Source organism: Streptomyces sp. NPDC048277 (genome assembly GCF_040652235.1).
In the GTDB taxonomy this organism is placed as follows: Bacteria; Actinomycetota; Actinomycetes; order Streptomycetales; family Streptomycetaceae; genus Streptomyces.
This window is the reverse complement of the sequence record NZ_JBEZLQ010000001.1, coordinates 333,844-349,688: the sequence shown is the minus strand read 5'-3', so window position 1 is coordinate 349,688 and position 15,845 is coordinate 333,844. Positions and strand designations below refer to the sequence as shown.

Annotated in this window: 10 protein-coding genes and 1 riboswitch; of the genes, 5 read left to right on the top strand and 5 right to left on the bottom strand. The window is 72.5% G+C overall.

Going from position 1 to position 15,845, the window contains the following annotated elements; genetic code table 11:
- Positions 1-33 precede the first annotated feature (33 nt).
- From AB0D85_RS01705 to AB0D85_RS01695, 3 genes are read right to left on the bottom strand one after another with little or no spacing between them, the layout of a single operon-like run.
- On the bottom strand, positions 34-1,236 hold the full coding sequence (locus tag AB0D85_RS01705) for a VWA domain-containing protein (protein ID WP_362312326.1): 1,203 nt from the start codon (positions 1,234-1,236) through the stop codon (positions 34-36).
- The gene (locus AB0D85_RS01700; RefSeq protein ID WP_362312324.1) at positions 1,233-3,707 is read right to left on the bottom strand and encodes a DUF5682 family protein; all 2,475 of its coding nucleotides are present in this window, start codon (positions 3,705-3,707) and stop codon (positions 1,233-1,235) included. The genes AB0D85_RS01705 and AB0D85_RS01700 overlap by 4 nt, the downstream gene beginning before the upstream one ends.
- Positions 3,704-4,822, bottom strand: a complete 1,119-nt coding sequence (locus tag AB0D85_RS01695; RefSeq protein ID WP_362312322.1) for an AAA family ATPase — start codon at positions 4,820-4,822, stop codon at positions 3,704-3,706. Before AB0D85_RS01695 ends, AB0D85_RS01700 begins: the two co-directional genes overlap by 4 nt.
- Positions 4,823-4,954: 132 nt before the next feature.
- On the opposite strand from AB0D85_RS01695, the gene AB0D85_RS01690 reads away from it, so the two are divergent.
- Both AB0D85_RS01690 and AB0D85_RS01685 read left to right on the top strand, forming a co-directional pair.
- Positions 4,955-6,337 (top strand): SWIM zinc finger family protein, encoded by a 1,383-nt coding sequence (locus AB0D85_RS01690; RefSeq protein ID WP_362312320.1) that lies wholly within the window; start codon positions 4,955-4,957, stop codon positions 6,335-6,337.
- Between the two features lie 139 nt (positions 6,338-6,476).
- The gene (locus AB0D85_RS01685; protein ID WP_362312318.1) at positions 6,477-8,084 is read left to right on the top strand and encodes a DUF5691 domain-containing protein; all 1,608 of its coding nucleotides are present in this window, start codon (positions 6,477-6,479) and stop codon (positions 8,082-8,084) included.
- Between the two features lie 102 nt (positions 8,085-8,186).
- Here AB0D85_RS01685 and AB0D85_RS01680 read toward each other — a convergent pair whose 3' ends face one another.
- Positions 8,187-8,603 (bottom strand): cobalamin B12-binding domain-containing protein, encoded by a 417-nt coding sequence (locus AB0D85_RS01680; RefSeq protein ID WP_362312316.1) that lies wholly within the window; start codon positions 8,601-8,603, stop codon positions 8,187-8,189.
- Positions 8,604-8,919: 316 nt separating this feature from the next.
- On the opposite strand from AB0D85_RS01680, the gene AB0D85_RS01675 reads away from it, so the two are divergent.
- Positions 8,920-9,774: an alpha/beta fold hydrolase gene (locus AB0D85_RS01675; RefSeq protein ID WP_362312314.1), complete on the top strand. Its 855-nt coding sequence runs from the start codon at positions 8,920-8,922 to the stop codon at positions 9,772-9,774.
- Between the two features lie 266 nt (positions 9,775-10,040).
- Entirely contained in the window at positions 10,041-11,504 is a 1,464-nt protein-coding gene (locus AB0D85_RS01670; RefSeq protein ID WP_362312312.1) for a M23 family metallopeptidase, read from the top strand.
- 66 nt (positions 11,505-11,570) lie between these two features.
- Here AB0D85_RS01670 and pcrA read toward each other — a convergent pair whose 3' ends face one another.
- Positions 11,571-14,057 carry a DNA helicase PcrA gene (gene pcrA / locus AB0D85_RS01665; protein ID WP_362312310.1) on the bottom strand — a complete coding sequence of 829 codons (2,487 nt, stop codon included), beginning with the start codon at positions 14,055-14,057 and terminating at the stop codon, positions 11,571-11,573.
- Between the two features lie 322 nt (positions 14,058-14,379).
- A riboswitch (cyclic di-AMP (ydaO/yuaA leader) is annotated at positions 14,380-14,552 on the top strand.
- Positions 14,553-14,560: 8 nt separating this feature from the next.
- Between pcrA and AB0D85_RS01660 the strand changes: the two genes are divergently transcribed.
- Complete coding sequence (locus AB0D85_RS01660) at positions 14,561-15,724, top strand: NlpC/P60 family protein (protein ID WP_362312308.1); 1,164 nt, start codon at positions 14,561-14,563, stop codon at positions 15,722-15,724.
- Positions 15,725-15,845: the final 121 nt, after the last annotated feature.

Here is a 15,845-nt window from a genome sequence, read left to right as displayed (position 1 = left end):
GAGTCGACAAGTCACCCTCCTGATCTGGCCGGTTCAGGCACTCTCAGGCACCGGAATCGGCCGTTTCTCGATCGCCGCCGCCATCACCTCGGGGAACAGATCGGGCGTGCACGCGAACGCCGGTGCTCCCAGTGCCGCGAGTGCGGCCGCGTGCTCCCGGTCGTACGCCGGCGCCCCCTCGTCCGACAGCGCGAGCAGCGCCACGAACTGCACCCCCGACGCCTTCATCGCCGCCACCCGCTTGAGCATCTCGTTCCGTATCCCGCCCTCGTAGAGGTCGCTGATGAGGACGACCACGGTCTCGGCCGGCCGGGTGATCTGCGCCTGGCAGTACGCCAGTGCCCGGTTGATGTCCGTACCGCCGCCGAGCTGGGTGCCGAACAATACGTCCACCGGGTCGTCGAGCTGGTCGGTGAGGTCGACCACCGCCGTGTCGAACACGACGAGCCGGGTGTCGATCGACCGCATGGACGCCAGCACCGCCCCGAACACCGACGCGTACACCACCGACGCCGCCATCGACCCGGACTGGTCGATGCAGAGGACGACCTCCTTCTTCACCGACTGCGAAGCCCGCCCGTACCCGATGAGCCGCTCCGGCACGATCGTGCGGTACTCGGGCAGGTAGTGCTTGAGGTTGGCCGCGATGGTGCGGTTCCAGTCGATGTCGTGGTGGCGCGGCCGGTTGATGCGGGCACTGCGGTCGAGGGCGCCGGTGAGGGTGGCCCGGGTACGGGTGGCCAGCCGCTTCTCCAGGTCCTCGACGACCTTGCGCACGACCGCCCGTGCGGTCTCCTTCGTCGTCTCCGGCATCGCCTTGTTGAGCGAGAGCAGCGTGCCGACCAGGTGCACATCGGCCTCCACGGCCTCCAGCATCTCGGGTTCGAGCAGCAGCGCGGCCAGCCCGAGCCGGTCGATGGCGTCGCGCTGCATGACCTGGACGACGGAGGACGGGAAGTACGTCCGGATGTCCCCGAGCCAGCGTGCCACCGACGGCGCCGACGCCCCCAGCCCCGCCGAACGGTCCCGCCCCGACTGCGGTCTGTCCCCCTTCCCGTACAGCGCGGCCAGCGTCCCGTCCATCGCCGCGTCCCGCCCCGTCAGCGCGCACCCGGTCCCGTCGGCGGCCTCGCCCCCGAGCACCAGCCGCCACCGCCGCAGCCGCTCCCGCGCGGGGTCACCGGTTCCGGTTCCGATTCCGGTCCCGCTGCCGATGTCCGTCGCGTCCGTCGTCATCTCCCGGCCCCCACAAGGTCGTTGTCCGGATTCGTGTCGTCCTTCGTCTCATCTTTCGTCTCGCCGAGGCCGAGCAGCAGCCGCAGCACCGGCAGCACGGCGTCGGCGCGCTCGGTGTCCGCTTCGGCGCCGAAGCCCGGTATCGCGGCGGCCTGTCCGGGTCCCTGGGTCCGCTCCCCCGGTCCCCGGCACACCAGTTCGCCGAGCGTTCTGCGCACCCCCGGCTCGTACGCCGAGAACGTCCGCCGCAGCAGCGGCAGTACGTCCGTGAACGCGTCCGCCGGCACCCCGGTCAGCCAGGTGTCGACCAGGGCGAGCAGCCGCTCGTCGTGCACGAGCAGCATCCCGCCCCCGCCGTTCCCCCCGACGAACCCCTCGATCCAGGCGGCCGCGTCCGCCGGCGGGGTCCCCGGCGAGAGCACCAGCCCCATCAGCCGGGCCGCCTCCGGTGGCCCCAGCTCCCCCTCGTCCAGCAGAATCCGCACGGCCCGCCCGCGCAGCACCCCGGGCACGGTGTCCCGCCCGGAGAGGGTGCGCAGCACGGCCCGCCAGCGGCGGCGCAGGTCACGGTGGCCGGATTCGGACCCCTGCGCGGTCCCGGCCGCTGTCTCGCTCCCGGCCACGCTCCCGGTCTCGCCGAGCAACCCCACCGCCGTGTGCACCGCGTCCACATGGCCCCGCATCTCCTCCGCCGCGTCCGCGTCGAGGGCGGCACAGACCGGCGGGAGTCCGACGAAGACCCGTTCGGCGAGGCCCGCGGCGACCTCGGCGAGCGCCCCGGTGTCGGTGCCCCGTACATCGCCGTAGCGCAGGGAACGGACCAGGGCCGGGAGTGCCTGGGCGAGATGGCCGACGTCCGTGTCCAGCGCGGCCCGGTCGGCGAGCGCCCGCATCACCACCGGCAGTGCCTCGGGCAGACCGGCGAGCAGACAGTGCTCGGCGAGCGCGGTGACCTCGGCGAGGGCCCTCGCCTGCACCGCGTCGGCCTCCGCCCTGGCGGTCGCCGCGCCCTCCACGGTGGTCCCCCACACCCCGGCCTCGGCCACCCGCACCGACAACTCCGGCTCCCAGCGCAGCCGCCAGGTCTCCCGGAACGTCCCCGTGCTGCCCCGTGACTCGGCCGGCTCCCCCCAGCCGACGCCGAGCAGCCGCAGCCGGTGCAGCAGCCGGCTGCGCCCGGCGTCGGTCTCCTTGCGCAGGTCGAGCTCCAACTCCCGCTCCAGCGCCTCGGGCTTGAGCCGGAGCCGGCGCTGCTCCCGGGCCAGGTCCCGCTGCAACGGCACCGCGGGCGCCGCTTCCGGCACCTCCCCCAGCACGTCCCCGACCACCAGCCGGTCGTGCACCAGCGCCAGCGGAACGTCCGAACCCTCGCACAGCACCGCCCGCACCGCGTCCGTCGTCTCGCCCAGGCCGGGCAGCGGGCGGCCGCGCATCACCGCGAGGGTCTCGGCCAGCCGTACCGCCTCGATCACATGGGCGGAGGACACGATCCGGTCCTCCTCGCGGAGCAGTCCGGCGACCCTGGTGAGCCACCGTTCCACCGGCCGGTCCGGGGCCCGGAACAGGTGCCCGTACCAGCCAGGCGAGTCGATGCCCGCGCCGTAGCCGCTCGCCCGGGCCAGCCGCCGGTTGGTCCACGGCACCCAGGTCATGTCCGTCCTGACCTTGGGCAGCCCTTTCAGCAGCTCCTTGTCGGCCGCGACGCTGCTCTTCGCGCGCAGCGCCGGCACATGCCACGCCCCGCACACCACCGCGACCGCTTCTCCGAACTCCCGCTGCGCGGCTCGCAGCCGGAGTCGCATGTGCGCCTCCCGCACGGGATCCCGGTCGCGCCCTCCGGCCCCGTACGTCTCCCGCAGCGCGCCCATCGCCTCCTCGACCGCGGCGAAGGGCGCGAACACGTCCCGCTCGCCGGCCGCGTCCCGGTGCTCGACGACGTCCTCCCACCAGCGCTCGGGATCGTCGTAACCGGCGGCCTCGGCGAGGGCGGCGAGGGGGTCGACACGCATCAGCCGCTCGGCGTCGGGCCCGCCGGCCCCGCCCGCTGCTCCATCCGCTCCCGCCTCATCCGCCTCCGCCCCGTCCGCTCCCGCCTCGTCGCCGTCGGCCGCGGTGTCCTCTTCCCTCCCCCAGGCCAGGGTGTGGGTGGCCGGCAGGTCGATGAAGCGGGCCGGGACCTCGTGCTCCAGAGCCCAGCGGACGGCCACCCACTCGGGGCTGAAGTCGGCCAGCGGCCAGAACGCCGAGCGGCCGGGCTCGTCCACCGCGTGCGCGAGGAGTGCGACCGGTGGCCGCATCTCCGGGTCGGCGGCCAGCGGGATCAGCGCGTCGGCCTCGGGCGGCCCCTCGATCAGCACGGCCCTCGGCCGGGCGGCGTCCAGGGCGGCCCGCACCGCCCGCGCGGAGCCGGGCCCGTGGTGCCGTACCCCCAGGAGCAGCGGCCCGGTCCGCTCCCATGCGGAGTCGGTCATGCGCTCACCTCCCGGCAGGCACGGTAGAAGTCCTTCCAGTCGTCCCGCTCGCGGACGACCGTCTCCAGGTACTCCTGCCAGATGACCCGGTCGGCGGCCGGGTCGCGGACGACCGCGCCGAGGATGCCGGCCGCGACATCGCCGGCCCGGAGCACGCCGTCCCCGAAGTGGGCGGCCAGGGCGAGGCCGTTGGTGACGACGGAGATCGCCTCGGCCGTGGAGAGCGTGCCGCTCGGCGACTTCAGCTTGGTGCGGCCGTCGGCGGTGATGCCGTCGCGCAGCTCGCGGAAGACGGTCACGACCCGGCGGATCTCCGCGATGCCGTCGGGCACGGCGGGCAGGTCCAGGGAGCGGCCGAGCTGGTCGACACGGCGCGCGACGATCTCGACCTCGGCGTCGGGGCTCTCCGGCAGCGGCAGCACGACGGTGTTGAAGCGGCGGCGCAGGGCGCTGGACAGGTCGTTGACACCCCGGTCGCGGTCGTTGGCGGTGGCGATCAGGTTGAAGCCGCGGACCGCCTGCACCTCCTGGCCGAGCTCCGGGATCGGCAGGGTCTTCTCGGACAGGATCGTGATCAGCGTGTCCTGGACGTCGGCCGGGATCCGGGTCAGCTCCTCGACTCTCGCCGTCATGCCCTCCGCCATGGCCCGCATGACCGGGCTGGGCACGAGGGCGTCCCGGCTCGGGCCGTGGGCCAGCAGCTGGGCGTAGTTCCAGCCGTAGCGGATCGCCTCCTCCGGGGTGCCGGCCGTGCCCTGCACCAGCAGGGTCGAGTCGCCGCTGACGGCGGCGGCGAGGTGCTCGGAGACCCAGGTCTTGGCGGTGCCGGGCACGCCGAGCAGGAGCAGGGCGCGGTCGGTGGCGAGGGTGGTGACGGCGACCTCGACGATGCGGCGCGGGCCGACGTACTTCGGGGTGATCACCGTGCCGTCCGGCAGTACGCCGCCGAGGAGATAGGTGGCCACCGCCCACGGCGACAGCTTCCAGCGGGCCGGGCGCGGCCGGTCGTCCTGTGCGGCCAGTGCCGCGAGCTCGTCGGCGAAGGCGTGCTCGGCGTGCGGTCGCAGCGCGCTCTCGGTGGTCGTCGGGTCGGTCGGTTCCACGGACACAGTCATGGCTGAGGCCCCCTCCAGCTCGGCCGGTTCGGATCTGGTGTCCACCGTGCACCACGCCACTGACAATCGCTCTGACCTGCACAAACGCTGCCGTCGGGGCGATTGTCAGTGGCGGGATCTACCTTCGATGGCATGACTCAGCAGGGGGTGCGCTGGAGTGCGGACCAGGTGCTGGCACTGGCGCCTGACGCCGCGTCACGCAAAGCGGGAAGCAAACTCGGAGCGGCCGGGCCGTGGTCCGGGGCGGGGAGTTGCGAGGAGGGGACGGTAGAGGAGGGGACGGTAGAGGAGGGGACGGTATGGGGACTGTGCAAGGGCAGCGGCAGCAAGCCGTACCAGACGATCGTGGACATCGCGGACCCGGCCGGGCCCGCGTACAAGTGCAGTTGTCCGAGCCGGAAGTTCCCCTGCAAGCACGCCCTCGGGCTGCTCCTGCTGTGGGCCGGCGGGGACGACGCGGTGCCGACGGTGGAGCAGGCGCCGGACTGGGCGGAGCAGTGGATCGCGGGCCGGCGCAAGCGTGCGGGGGAGGAACGACCGGCGGGTGGCGGGAGTTCCGCCGCCGCTGACCCCGAGGCGGCCCGGCGGCGGGCGGAGAAGCGGGCCGAGCGGGTCACGGCGGGCGCCACGGAGCTGGAGCAGCGCCTGACCGACCTGCTGCGCGGCGGCCTGGCCGGGGCCGAGCAGTCGGGGTACGGGTTGTGGGAGGAGACGGCGGCCCGCATGGTCGACGCCCAGGCCCCCGGACTGGCCACCAGGGTGCGGGAGTTGGGGGCGATACCGGCCTCCGGCCCGGGCTGGCCGGTGCGGCTGCTGGAGGAGTGCGCGCTGCTGCACCTCCTCGACCAGGGCTGGCTGCACCGCGACCGGCTCCCGGAGGGCCTCGCGGCCACGGTCCGCTCCCGCATCGGCCTGCCCGCGTCGGCGGACGGCCCGCCGGTGCGCGACCGCTGGCTGGTCCTCGCGCAGTACGACACGGTGGACGCGAAGCTGACGACCCGCCGGATCTGGCTGCACGGCGCCGACTCGGGCCGTACGGCACTGCTCCTGTCCTACGGCGCGGCGGGCCGCGCCCCCGAGCTGGCGCTGCCGGTCGGTCTCGCCCTGGGGGCGGAGCTCTCCGCCTACCCCGGCGCGGGCCGGCACCGGGCGGCCCTGGGCGAGCGGTTCGCGGCGCCCGCGCCCCTCTCGATACGGCCGCCCGGCGTGCCGACGGCACAGGCGGCGGCCCGGTACGGGGAGGCCCTGCGCGAGGACCCGTGGCTGGAGTCGGTACCGGTGACGCTGGGCCGGGTCGTGCCCGTCCCGGACGGCGACTCCTGGCAACTGGCCGACGCGGAAACCGAGTTCGCGTTGCCGCTGTCTCCGGTCGCCCGTTCCAGGCCGGGCCTGTGGCGGCTGGTCGCGCTCTCCGGCGGCGCCCCGGTCACGGTCTTCGGCGAGTGCGGCCACCACGGCTTCACCCCGCTGACGGCCTGGCCGGAGGGGACGGGCGAGGCGGTACCGCTGTGCTGACCCGACCGACATCCGAGGCGGCTACAAAAAACCGCCCAACAGCCGAACCGAACCACATCGACCGGCCGGCACCCGTGCCACCCCAGCGAACCCGCCCGGCGCCCGGGCCGACGCGTCGGCACTACAGAAAGGGAACCCCGTGACCGCTTGGGAGGACCTTGTCACCACGGCGCTGCTGGGCACGGACCGGCGCCCGTACGCGACCGGCGGGTCCGGCCGCGAGGCTCCGGTAACCCTGTTGGACGAGGCGGCCGTGACGGCCGTACGCCGGCGGGCCGGGCTGCGTCCGGCACCGGCCGCGCGCCGCCCCGAACCCGCCCCCGAGGACCCGCGTCCCGCGCTGCCCGCCGCGGCGGCGCGCCGGCTGACGATGCTGCTGTCCGACCGCCCCGGCACCGGGACCGGCGGCCGCCGGGGCACCTCGCCCGACCTGATGGAGCTGTTGCCGCAGTGGCTGGCGACGGCCAACGCGCACGGGTACGCCGCGCCTCCCCAGGCGCTGCCCGCACTGCTGGACGCGGCTCGCGGCCGTACCGACCTGCGGCCCGCCGCGCTGGCCTTCGCCGGACCGCGCGCCCTGTGGCTGGCCCGGCTCAACCAGGACTGGCGGTTCGTCCTGCGCGCGGCCCCGGGAGGCGGTACGGCCCTGCCCGATCCCGAGGACGCCGAGGCGGTACGGCAGGTGTGGCAGGAGGGGTTGTTCGCCGAACGGGTCGCGTTGCTGGGCGCGCTGCGCGCCCGTACGCCCGAGGCGGCGCGCGAGTTGCTGGCCGGGACCTGGGCGACCGAGCGGGCCGAGGACCGGCTGATGTTCCTCGACTCGCTGCGCACGGGGCTGGCCGCGGGGGACGAGCCGTTCCTGGAGCAGGCGCTGTCCGACCGCAGCCGCAACGTGCGGACGACGGCTGCGGAGTTGCTGTCCGCGCTGCCGGGTTCGGCGCTGGCGGGGCGGATGGCGGTGCGGGCCGGGGCGTGTGTGGCGGTCGACCACACCGGGGACGGGCCGGTGATCGGGGTGGAGGCGCCGCCGGAGTGCGACGCGGGCATGGAGCGCGACGGGGTCGTGGCCAAGCCGCCGAGCGGTCGTGGCGAACGGTCCTGGTGGCTGGGGCAGTTGGTGGAGGCGACCCCGCTCACCACCTGGTCGGCGCGGCTCGGCGGCCGTACCCCCCGGGAGATCGTGGCGTTGCCGGTGGCGGACGGCTGGCAGGGCGAGTTGCACGCGGCCTGGTGCCGGGCCGCCGTACGGCAGCGGGACGCCGAGTGGGCGAGGGCGCTGCTCGGGGTTCCGGCGGCACCGGAGGCGGGCGGTCCGGGGGCCGTGTCCCTCGCCGAGCGGGCCAAGCTGCTGGGCACGCTGGAGGGCGGGGAACGGGCTGGCTGGGTGGCCGGCTTCATCGCGGCGCACGGTCTGTCGGAGGCGTTCCAGTTGCTGGGCGTGTGCGCCGTCCCGTGGTCCGAGGCGCTCGGCCGGTCCGTGGTGGACGCTCTCGACATCGCGCGGGACGCGGGGAGTTATCCCTGGAGCTTCAGCGGGGTGATGGGGCTGGCCGAGCGCTGCCTCGATCCGGCCGAGGCGTCCCGCCTGGACGGCCTGCTGGCGACACCGGACGAACGGGAGGACGCGTCACCGGGTGCCGGCGGCTACTGGGCGGAGGCGTTCCAGCGCCTGGTGACGACATTGAGACTGCGTGCGGCGATGCTGGAGGAACTGTTCCCACCGAACAGTCAAGCGCCCCTTGACTGAAGCGCGCCCCAAAGGAGCGCGAGGAACTGCGCGACCAGCCCCCACCGGCGCGCAGTTCCCCACGCACCGAAACCACCGATGTCGGCCTACCGCATCCGCGGCCTACGCCCCCGTCGGCTCCCGGACGTTCTCCCGTACCCACTCCACGATCGACGCCGTCGTCGCGCCCGGCGTGAAGATCGCGGCGACGCCCTTCTCCTTGAGGGGGGCGATGTCGTCCTCGGGGATGATGCCGCCGCCGAAGACGAGGATGTCCTCGGCGTCACGCTCCCTGAGGAGGTCGATGACCGCGGCGAACAGGGTGTTGTGGGCGCCGGAGAGGATGGAGAGGCCGATCGCGTCGGCGTCCTCCTGGATGGCCGTGTCGACGATCTGCTCCGGCGTCTGGTGGAGCCCGGTGTAGATGACCTCCATGCCCGCGTCGCGCAGCGCCCGCGCGATGACCTTGGCCCCGCGGTCATGGCCGTCGAGCCCCGGTTTGGCCACCACCACACGGATCGGACCGGCTGCCACACCCATCGCTGCCTCCATGACCATGAAACGAACGCGCCGACATCCATCCGCACCGACGAGTACCGCACGTCTGCCGCGAGCCGCCACCCGCCCGAAGTGAACGAACGTTGTCTCCAGCATCCCGCAACCGGCAGTTTCACGGAGGTTACCGAGGGGTAAATCACCCGCAGTGAGACACGTCAGGGAGCCGCAGCGTGGTCCGCGGGGGCACCAGGGGCAGGCAACGCGGCCCGTCGTCGTACCCCCGCCACCTCCGCTCGGCCTCCCATGAGAGCACGCGGGGGACAGAGGAGTCCTTCGCGCGCCGACAGGAGGTCGGCCGATGAAGGCCACCGAGGTACTGGAGCCCTTTCTCCCGCTCTGCCGTCGTCTCCTCCCCAGCAGACTCGCCGGTCTCTCACTGGCCCTGCTGAAGTCGACCGCCCTGGAGGCGGCCGTCCTCGCCGGGCATCTGCTGCTCTACCCGACCGGTCTCACTCCGGAGCGCCGCTCCCCCGTACCGCCCGCACGGCAGGACGGCACCGACCGGCTGCCGGTCCGCACGGCCCCGCCGGTCGTGCTGCTGCACGGCTTCATCGACAACCGCTCGGTCTTCGTCCTGCTGCGCCGCACCCTCGCCCAGCACGCCGGCCAGCGCGTCGAGTCGCTCAACTACTCGCCGCTGACCTGCGACATCCGCACCGCCGCCGAACTGCTCGGCCGGCACATAGAGGAGATCTGCGAGCGCACCGGCAGCCGCCGGGTCGACATCGTCGGGCACAGCCTCGGCGGGCTGATCGCGCGCTACTACGTCCAGCGCCTCGGCGGTGACCTCCGCGTCCGCACCCTGGTGACGCTCGGCTCCCCGCACTCGGGCACCCGGGTCGTGCCGCTCGCGGACGCGCACCCGATCGTGCGCCAGATGCGCCCCGGTTCGGAGGTGATCGAGGAGCTGACCCGGCCCGCGCCCGGCTGCCGTACCCGGTTCGTCAGTTTCTGGAGCGATCTCGACTCGCTGATGGACCCGGTGGAGACGGCCTGTATCGACCACCCGGACCTCATGGCGACGAACGTGCGCGTGACCGGGATCGGGCATCTCGCCCTGCCCGTCCACCCGGCGATCGCGACCGGAATACGGCAGGCACTCGACGAGGTGCACCCGGAGGAGCAGATGGCGGGCGGTCTGACGGTGGCCTGACGGCGAACCGGATGAGCCGGATGAGCCGGGCATTCGGGTCGGTTCGGGCGGGCAATGACCGCCCGGCGACGCCGACTTGGACCACCGGCTCATCGAACACTTCTCGAACACAAGGCCAAACCCGCGCCCGCCGTCCCCCGAAAGACGGGTGAATGCCCGTTTCCCGAAACCGCGAAACCTGTTGAAGATTGTCGCGCCCGCATACCGCCGGGTACAGTCGCCGCACTGCTCTGGCAGCCCCTGTTGTCGAGGCGAAAGAGAAGTTGGTGAACGACCGTCACCCGTCGGGGACCATGACCACCCCGGCTCCGGCCTCCGACGCCGACCCGGCGCACTACGCGCCGTACGGCACCCAGGAAGCCCAGTACGGCGACTTCACCACGTACGGCGACCACGCCGCTACGGGCGCCGCGTTCCACAGTGACCCGCTCTTCGGCAACCTGCCGGGCGGGGGCCAGACCACCGGCGCGTACGACACCACGCAGTGGCAGACGACCGGCCACCACACGCTGAACTACGACCCGTACGCGGCCCAGCACCACGCCGCCTACGACTCCGGTGCCTACGACAGCACCGCCTGGACCGTCCCGGCGCAGGGCACGGCCGCCGACGTCAGCGGGGAGTGGGACGCGAACGCCTGGCTCCAGCCCGACCAGTCGGCGATGAACGGCGCGACCCAGCAGTGGCAGTGGGGCACCCAGGCCTTCGACACCGGCGCGTACGACGCCACGCAGTGGAACTCCGACGGCACCCCGGCGCAGCCCGCCGAGCCCGAGCACGAGCACGGGGCACAGGCCGACGGCTCCTTCGACGCTCCGGCGACCCAGACGTTCGAGCAGCTCCCCTACGAGGAGTTCGCGGAGGACTTCCCGGACCAGGGGGAGTCGACCGCGACCGGTGAGCTACCTGCAGTAACGCCACTGCTGGAGGACCAGGAAGAGGTCACCCCGGCCACGGCGGTCCCGGCGACACGCGCCGGCTCCCGCGCGGGGGCGCGTTCCCGCCGTCGTACGCCCCCCAAGCGCTCCGCGCTGCTGACGGTCGCCGTGCCCTCCGCGTGTGTGATGGGGGTCGCCGGAATCGCGGCCGCCTCGGTCGGCACGTTCAGCGACGACGGCAAGGACACGACGGCGTCGGCCTCCGACGCGCAGTCGGTGAAACCGTCCACCGCCAACAGCAAGCTGGACGCCCAGCTGAGGACGCTCTCGGCGGGCGCCGACGACTTCGCCGACCGGGCCAGCCGCACGCAGGAGCGCATCGACCTCAAGGCCCAGCAGGAGGCCGAGAAGAAGAAGGCGGCGGCGGAGGCGGCCCGCAAGGAGCGGCTGCGCCCCAAGTACGTCCTCCCGGTCACGCAGAAGGGCCTCAGCGCCTACTTCGGCCAGGCCGGCGTGAACTGGATGTCCGTCCACACGGGCATCGACTTCCCCGTCTCCTACGGCACGACGGTCATGGCCGCGACCGACGGCGTCGTCTCCACCAAGTGGAACAGCGCCTACGGCAACATGATGATCGTGACGGCGAAGGACGGCACGGAGACGTGGTACTGCCACCTCTCGTCGTACCGGGTCGCCGCCGGTACGACCGTCAAGGCCGGCGATCCGATCGCGTACTCCGGCAACTCGGGCAACTCGACCGGCCCGCATCTGCACTTCGAGGTACGGCCGGCCGGTGGCGCCGCGATAGACCCGCTGCCGTGGCTGCGGAGCCACGGGCTCGACCCGACCTGATCCCGACCTGATCCCGATCCGATCGATGAGCCCCGCTTCCCGGAAGCGGGGCTCGTTCGTCTGCGGCTACAGCTTCTCGACCGGCGCGTACCGCAGCAGCAGCCGCTTCGGCTTGCTGTCCCCGAAGTCGATCGTCGCCTCCTCGTTCCCGCCGGTGCCCTTCACCGCGACGACCGTGCCGAGGCCGAACTGGTCGTGGGTGACCCGGTCGCCGACGGCCAGCGAGACTGTCGGCTTCTCCGAGGTCCGCCGGGTGGCGAACCCGGACGCGCCCGACGCCGAGGAGCGCGAGCGGGACGAGGAGAGCGAGGCGGCCACGCCCGACGCGGGCCCGGAGGACACCGGCGCCATCGCCCCCGTCCGCTTCCACTCCAGATACGCGCCCGGGATCTCCTCCAGGAAGCGCGAGGGCGGGTTGTACGACGGCTGGCCCCAGGCGCTGCGCATCGACGACCGGGTGAGGTACAGCCGCTCCCGCGCGCGCGTGATGCCCACGTACGCGAGGCGCCGCTCCTCCTCCAGTTCCTTGGTCTGGCCGAGGGCGCGCATGTGCGGGAAGACGCCGTCCTCCATGCCGGTCAGGAAGACCACCGGGAACTCGAGGCCCTTGGCGGTGTGCAGGGTCATCAGGGTGATGACGCCGTCGCCGTTCTCGTCGTCGTCGGGGATCTGGTCGGAGTCGGCGACCAGGGCCACCCGCTCCAGGAAGGCGGCGAGTCCGGTCGGTGTCTCGCCCTCGCCGGACTCCTGCTCGAACTCCAGGGCCACGGCGGCGAGTTCCTGGAGGTTCTCGATCCGGGTCTCGTCCTGCGGGTCCGTGGAGGCCTGCAACTCGGCGAGGTAGCCGGTGCGTTCGAGGACGGCTTCGAGCACGGTGGCCGGTCCGGCGCCCGACTCGACGATCGTACGGAGGTCCTCCATCAGCGTGTTGAACCGCTTGACCGCGTTCGTCGACCGCGCGGCCATGCCGTACGCCTCGTCGACGCGCTTGAGCGCCTGCGGGAAGCTGATCTTCTCGCGCTGGGAGAGCGCGTCGATCATCGCCTCCGCACGGTCGCCGATGCCGCGCTTGGGGACGTTGAGGATGCGGCGCAGCGGCACCGAGTCCTCGGGGTTGGCGAGGACGCGGAGGTAGGCCAGGACGTCCCGGACCTCCTTGCGCTCGTAGAAGCGCACACCGCCGACGACCTTGTAGGGCAGGCCGACGCGGATGAAGATCTCCTCGAAGACACGGGACTGGGCGTTGGTGCGGTAGAAGACGGCGACATCGCCCGCCTTCGCCTCGCCCGCGTCCGTCAGCCGGTCTATCTCGTCGGCGACGAACTGCGCCTCGTCGTGCTCGGTGTCGGCGACGTAACCGGTGATCTGCGCGCCCGCGCCCGCGTTGGTCCACAGGTTCTTGGGGCGGCGGGACTCGTTGCGCTCGATGACCGCGTTGGCGGCGGACAGGATCGTCTGCGTGGAGCGGTAGTTCTGCTCCAGGAGGATCGTCGTCGCGTTCGGGTAGTCCTCCTCGAACTGGAGGATGTTGCGGATCGTCGCACCCCGGAAGGCGTAGATCGACTGGTCGGCGTCACCGACCACGCAGAGCTCGGCGGGCTGGAGGTCGTGCTCGGCGGGCGGCTCGGCCTCGCCGCGGTCACCGGTGCCCACCAGCTCGCGCACCAGCGCGTACTGGGCGTGGTTGGTGTCCTGGTACTCGTCGACCAGGACGTGCCGGAAGCGTCGGTGGTAGTGCTCGGCGACGTCCGGGAAGGCGCGCAGCAGGTTGACCGTCGTCATGATCAGGTCGTCGAAGTCGAGGGCGTTCGCCTCGCGCAGCCGCGACTGGTAGAGCGCGTAGGCCTGGGCGAGGGTCTTCTCGAAACCGTCGCTCGCCTGGGCGGCGAAGTCCTCCTCGTCGATCAGCTCGTTCTTGAGGTTGCTGATCTTGGCGCTGAAGGACTTCGGCGGGAAGCGCTTCGGGTCGAGGTCCAGGTCGCGGCAGACCAGGGCCATCAGCCGCTTCGAGTCGGCCGCGTCGTAGATCGAGAAAGAGGAGGTGAAGCCGAGCTTCTTGCTCTCCCTGCGCAGGATCCGCACGCACGCGCTGTGGAAGGTCATCACCCACATCGCGTTCGCGCGCGGGCCGACGAGCTGCTCGACGCGCTCCTTCATCTCGCCCGCGGCCTTGTTGGTGAAGGTGATCGCGAGGATCTGGCCCGGGTGCACATGGCGCTCGCCGAGGAGGTGGGCGATGCGGTGGGTGAGCACGCGCGTCTTGCCGGAACCGGCGCCGGCCACGATGAGCAGCGGGGAGCCGGCGTGCACGACGGCCGCCCGCTGGTTGTCGTTGAGCCCCTCCAGGAGCGCGGCCGGGTCCAGGGCCGGGCGGGCGGCGCCGTCGCGGTAGTAGGCGTCCCGGTCCGGGGGCACGTCGAACTTCCCGCCGAACAGATCGTCCGGAATCGGCTCCGGTACGTGCTCGTCCTCGGGCGGCGGCGGGGGTTCCTCCTCGCGGCCGCGCGGGGGCTGGAGGTTCGCCAGGAAGCTGTCGTCAAAGAGGCTGCTCATCGCTCTCCGAGTCTAGGGCGCCCCACCGACAACCGGCCGCCGCCCCGAGAATTCACTCCGGTCACCCACCAGAATCACCCCGTCACGGTTGGCGATCACGCGCCGCGGGCACCCCCGCAACCGTCCGCCGGGCCACCGGCCGCTCAACCATTCCGGACAAGTCGCGCCATATACTCCTTGATCGACCGAGCGGATCGGGTCGCAACACAAAGGTCACGAAAATGTATCGGGCATATCGCACATCAACCTTCACACGGGCCACACGAGTTGGCTAGCGTGCCGGGCAGGCCGTACGACACCCACCGGCGAACGTCGCCGGGCCGTACGGCCTCCGCCGAGTCCGGTGCGCCGCCGCGCCGCCGGAGCCGGGGACCCACACCGACCTTGGGGTGAATCGGTCCCGACTTCCCACCGGGGAACGGACCGTAGGGCAACCCTTCCGAAGCACCCGCCCGAACCCGACAGCTAACTCGGTAGGCGGAACATGGAAGGAGTCGCCTCCGTTGGCGTCGCACCGCAAGTCCCGTCCCTCAGCAACGCGCGTAGCAGGCATACGCACCCCCGCCCTGGCCACCGCCGCCCTCACCTCCGTGGCCCTGCTCTCCCAGACGGCCAACGCCGCGCCCTCCGAGGACGGCAAGCCGAGCCTGGAGGAGGTCGAGAAGAAGGTCGACGCCCTCTACCGGCAGGCCGAGTCGGCGACCGAGAAGTACGACGCGGCCAAGGAGAAGACCGGTACCCAGCGCAAGCAGGTCGACACCCTGCTGGACGACGTCGCCAAGCGCACGGACCGGCTGAACAAGGCACGTGAGGAACTGGGATCGTTCGCCGCGGCCCAGTACCGGACCGGGACCGAGGTCCCCCAGACGGCGACCTTCCTGCTCGCGAACGATCCGCAGGACTACTTCGACCAGTCGCAGCTGATGCACCGGCTGACCTCGCGCCAGAAGGGCGCGGTCGACGACTACGCCACACAGCAGTCCGCGACCATGAAGAAGCGGCAGGAGGCCGCCAAGAGCCTCGAGACGCTCACCGAGACGCAGGACGAACTCAAGACCGCCAAGACCACCGTCCAGACGAAGCTGGCCTCCGCGCGGGAGCTGCTGTCGCAGCTGACGGCCCAGGAGAAGGCCCGGCTCGCGGAGATCGAGAAGCAGCAGCAGGAGGCGGCGGCCCGCAAGGCGGCGGAACTCGCGAAGCAGCAGGCGGCGGCCGCGGCCGCCGCCAAGCAGGACACGTCGTCGTCCTCGACGTCGTCCTCCAGCGGCTCCTCGTCCTCCTCGTCCTCCTCGTCCTCCTCCGCGTACGCCACGAAGGCCGCCAAGGCGATCGCCTTCGCCCGCGCGCAGATCGGCAAGCCGTACGTGTGGGGTGCGACCGGCCCCGGCTCCTACGACTGCTCCGGCCTCTCCCAGGCCGCCTGGAAGGCCGCGGGTGTCTCCCTGCCGCGCACCACGTACGACCAGGTGAACGCCGGCACCACCGTCTCCCTCGCCGACGCCCAGCCCGGCGACCTGGTCTTCTTCTACGACGACGTCAGCCACGTCGGTATCTACATCGGCAACGGCATGATGATCCACGCCCCGAAGCCCGGCGCGTACGTCCGGGAGGAGTCGATCTACTACGGGGGCGAGTCGATCATCCACAGTGTGGTGCGACCGGCCTGAGCCTGTCCCGTCTGCTTGAGGTACCGGGCGGGGGCGCGCACTGAGGATGTGAGCGCCCCCGCCCCCATCCCGCGCCCGCGCGGTTTTCGTGCTCCACGCGCGCGTGCCCCGCCCGCACCCC